4 protein-coding genes are annotated in these 3,784 nt (G+C 34.2%); 2 read left to right on the forward strand and 2 right to left on the reverse strand.

Annotated elements, in window-relative coordinates; all coding sequences use genetic code 11:
- The coding region (locus tag ABZC96_RS08975) for an SPFH domain-containing protein (RefSeq protein WP_373030575.1) at window positions 1-518 on the forward strand (518 nt) is incomplete at its 5' end.
- A gap of 84 nt (window positions 519-602) precedes the next feature.
- On the opposite strand, the gene ABZC96_RS08980 is transcribed toward ABZC96_RS08975, so the two are convergent.
- Window positions 603-1,325, reverse strand: coding sequence for a 2OG-Fe(II) oxygenase (locus tag ABZC96_RS08980; protein WP_373030577.1), 723 nt, complete (start codon window positions 1,323-1,325; stop codon window positions 603-605).
- A 223-nt stretch (window positions 1,326-1,548) separates the two neighbouring features.
- Between ABZC96_RS08980 and hisIE the strand changes: the two genes are divergently transcribed.
- Complete coding sequence (gene hisIE / locus ABZC96_RS08985) at window positions 1,549-2,214, forward strand: bifunctional phosphoribosyl-AMP cyclohydrolase/phosphoribosyl-ATP diphosphatase HisIE (RefSeq protein WP_373030579.1); 666 nt, start codon at window positions 1,549-1,551, stop codon at window positions 2,212-2,214.
- A gap of 90 nt (window positions 2,215-2,304) precedes the next feature.
- Here hisIE and ABZC96_RS08990 read toward each other — a convergent pair whose 3' ends face one another.
- Window positions 2,305-3,666 (reverse strand): TolC family protein, encoded by a 1,362-nt coding sequence (locus tag ABZC96_RS08990; RefSeq protein WP_373030580.1) that lies wholly within the window; start codon window positions 3,664-3,666, stop codon window positions 2,305-2,307.
- Between the last annotated feature and the right edge of the window lie 118 nt (window positions 3,667-3,784).

Consider the following 3,784-nt stretch of genomic DNA (forward strand, 5'->3'; position numbering starts at 1 on the left):
AGCAGCTTCCTGAAATGCGTAACCAAATTGCAGCAGCAATTGAAGTAAAAGTAAAAGAGAGTGTAGATGCACTTCTTAATCAGCCTGTTATCCTTGAATCTGTTGAACTTAGAACTATCAACTTACCTACAAAGATCAAAGACCAGATAGAGAGAGTTCAGATAGCGAAACAAGATGTTACCATCGCAGAACAAGAGAAAGAAAAAGCAAAACAACAAGCACAAAGAGCAGCAGAAGTTGCACGTGGTGAAGCAGAGAGAAATCGTATCGAAGCACAAGGTGAAGCGGACAAGATCCGTATCGAAGCAGAAGAGCAAGCTAAAGCAAATACACTTATCTCAAATTCACTTACACCTAAACTCCTCGAGTTAGAGCAGATCAAAACACAAGCGAAATTTAACGATGCACTTAGAGTCAATAAAGATGCACAGATCTTCCTTACACCTGGTGGCGCAGTACCAAACATCTGGGTAGATGCAAAAGGTAAACAACAACAGCGTTTGATGGGTGAGCAGTAATCTATCTTCTTATATCCTCGGGCTCGTCCCGTGGATCATACTCTTTCTATTTAATTCTTTTCACTCAATATTTACAAAAATATCTTATATCGTATCATGCCATTGGACTAAAGTAAGTCTATACCCCTCTTCCACAGGCAATACTTCATGTGAAAAATAGGGATTACTGGGAAAAATAATCATATCTCCGGCTTCAGGTTTTATTTTGACAGGTTCACCTTCACTATTATAAAGATAATTAAACATCAGTTCTCCACCACTAAAACTCTGAGCTCCATTTTGTACATTAGTCTCATGACTTGTGGCAAAAAGTACCGTAGATAATTTTCGCTGTGGGGCAACAAGCTTAAAACCTATTGTCTCTTTATCAGAATTGATAATTTCACTTGAATCATCTGCATGCTTGACATAGAAAAATCCTTTTTTGTACTCTAACACCTGCACATCTGTTGAAAGTGTTAGAGCAATATTGAAGTATTCCTCTATCACAGGTTTATACTTCATAAATTGTTCATCATAATAGCTCTTATAAAATGTATCTAATTTATATATATTGGTCTTCCGGTACTCTTCTTCAACACCAGATTGAACAATACCAGTAAAAATCTCTTTTTTTACCTCTGCTTTTCTCTTTGTTTCTTCATCTTCTTGCACCAAAGAAGCAAGCTTCTTACAAGAAGCTTTTGAAAAAAAGTTTTTAATAATGAGATAAGGATAATCTTTATATTGATTTGGTAAAAGTTTATTATCGATCTCTATAGTCTCAAACAATGGATCACAATAAATGTGTGTACTGATCTGTATCATTTAGTAAGATCGCAAGGTTGAAATTGACAAAAAATTTGGTGCATAAAAAGCTCCTTGGTCCTTCTTGTTTAGAATGACATTATAGTTCAAAAATCAAATATTTATCCTAAAATATTTCTTAATGTTTAATGATTATATTTTGATCTGTAAAATTCAAAAAAGCTCTCACAATGCATATAATAGATATAATAGCGGCAAATATTTTTCTGATGGAGATTCTCTTATGCAAATAGACTGGAACAAAAATCCTCTCATTCCTGCCATCGCTCAAGACTTTGAGACATCTGAAGTACTCATGCTTGCATACATGAATGAAGAAGCGTATAATCTAACACTTTCTACAGGCTTTGCCCACTACTTTAGCCGAAGTAAACAACGTATCTGGAAAAAAGGTGAGAGTTCTAACCATACTCAGGAAGTAAAAGATGTACTGCTTGACTGTGATGCAGACACTGTGATACTCAAGATAAAACAAAATGGTGTAGCCTGTCATACAGGTCGTAAAAGCTGCTTCTTCACTTCAGTCATACAAGATAAGGTAATCTTAGACAAAGAAGTAGATACAGATGCCATTTACGGTGTTGTAGATACGCTTTACCATACTATCTTAGAACGCAAAAATGCCTCTGCTGAGACAAAGTCATGGACTAAAAAACTTTTAGATGACAAAGAACTGATGCTCTCTAAGATCCGTGAAGAAGCAGATGAAGTCTGTGTAGCCATAAACGAAGAGAGTGATCAACAGGTCATCTATGAATCTGCTGACCTACTCTACCACACTCTAGTAGGACTGGGATACAGAGATATCTCTCCGGACAGAGTAAAACAAGAACTTGCAAGAAGATTTGGATTAAGTGGAATCGTTGAAAAAGAAGGACGCAGGAAATAATCTTTCACCCAACAAATAAAGTGAAAATACATATATTGGTTGGTAACGGAAAGTTCATCACCATAGTTTTACATAGTAAGTCTATACTTTTTAAAGTGTGATGAACTCTCCCATCTCTCTTTTTATTTCTTGCTGGATCATCAGAACATTTAAATAGTATTCTAATTGCTTTCTCTTAACTTCCAGTGTCCCCATTTCGCGTTGATTAACCTGAAAGAGGTCACTTGAACCAACTTCATATTTTTTATTTTCAACTTCTTCAAGCGACTCAACTATTTTAGTTTCTTTATGCCCTAAATCTATATTTTGATTTACAATATCTAATGAATACATTAAATTACTTAGATTTGTTTTCAGCTCCAACAGTAATCGATTTTTTTCTTCTTCAAGTTGAGTGATACCCATTTGTATTTCCATCTTCTTTCCCTTATATCCCCGTCTTTCTAACGGAATATCAAATTGTAATCCAACTTTTATACCGTCTCCATATTTTATATCGTGAACTCCATACGCAAAAAGGTTTAACTTGGGATATTCCGATAGAGTATTATATGCTGTATCTAAATCTAATTTACTCCTTTTAGTCTCTAAAGCTCTAATATCTGGTCTACTCTTTAATGCTTTACTAAACACATTTTGGAAGATTATTTTTTCTTTCTTTACCCTTTTTAATGAAGGCAGGTCATACTTAAGATCAAAGTCTTTTTGAGACATGTTTATATATTTTAAAAATATCTGTAATGCTTGACTATAACTGTTATTTGTTCTAAGAACCCTTTGTTCACGACTAATAATTTGTTGTTTTGATTCGAGTAGTGCAACATCTGAAAGATCTCCTGAATGTACCCTTTTCTCAATAAAACTATTTCTTTTTTTTGCTTTGTACAATAATCTTTTCTCAAGCTTTACGAGTTCATTATAATAGAGAAGTTGATAATATGAAGTCACAATGTGTGCATACAAATTTCTCAAATTGTTTTGTGATTCAAATGTCGATCTCGTAGCATTTATTGTAGCAGAATCAAGAGTGTATTTTCGTTCATTCATTTCATTCAATAGTGAAAATACAGGTACTTTCACTCCCACACGAAATTCTCCTTCACTGCCGGTTTTAATATTGTTATATTCATGGATTCCTTCAGCATTCCTATACCCTACAATAAGTTCCGTACCGTTTTCTATAGGCTTACTAAAAGAAATATCAGAAAATTCACTATTACTTAGGGGGTAATCTTTTTTATCATATTCAGCAGATAATCTCGTATCAAACCCCCCCTGAGCTGTTTGAATACGTGCTGCATCAATATATTGCTTTCCTACTGCACTGTAAATATAGGGATTTTTTTCTGTTAAATAGCGTTCCATATGATCAATTGTAAAAATTTCTTTACAAAAAGCATCATGAGAAAAAATAAAAATATATATAAAATATCTTAGAACTGTTTTCTTCATTATTTTTTCTCCGGAGTAACCATTTTTGGAGGAAAGGCATTCATCAAACGCCAAAGTTCATACCAGATAGGCACAGTTGACAAGGCAATCCACGCAGTTGCATTTGTTCCCATTCTCA

It is taken from the genome of Sulfurovum sp. (genome assembly GCF_041551015.1).
Taxonomy (GTDB): Bacteria; Campylobacterota; Campylobacteria; order Campylobacterales; family Sulfurovaceae; genus Sulfurovum.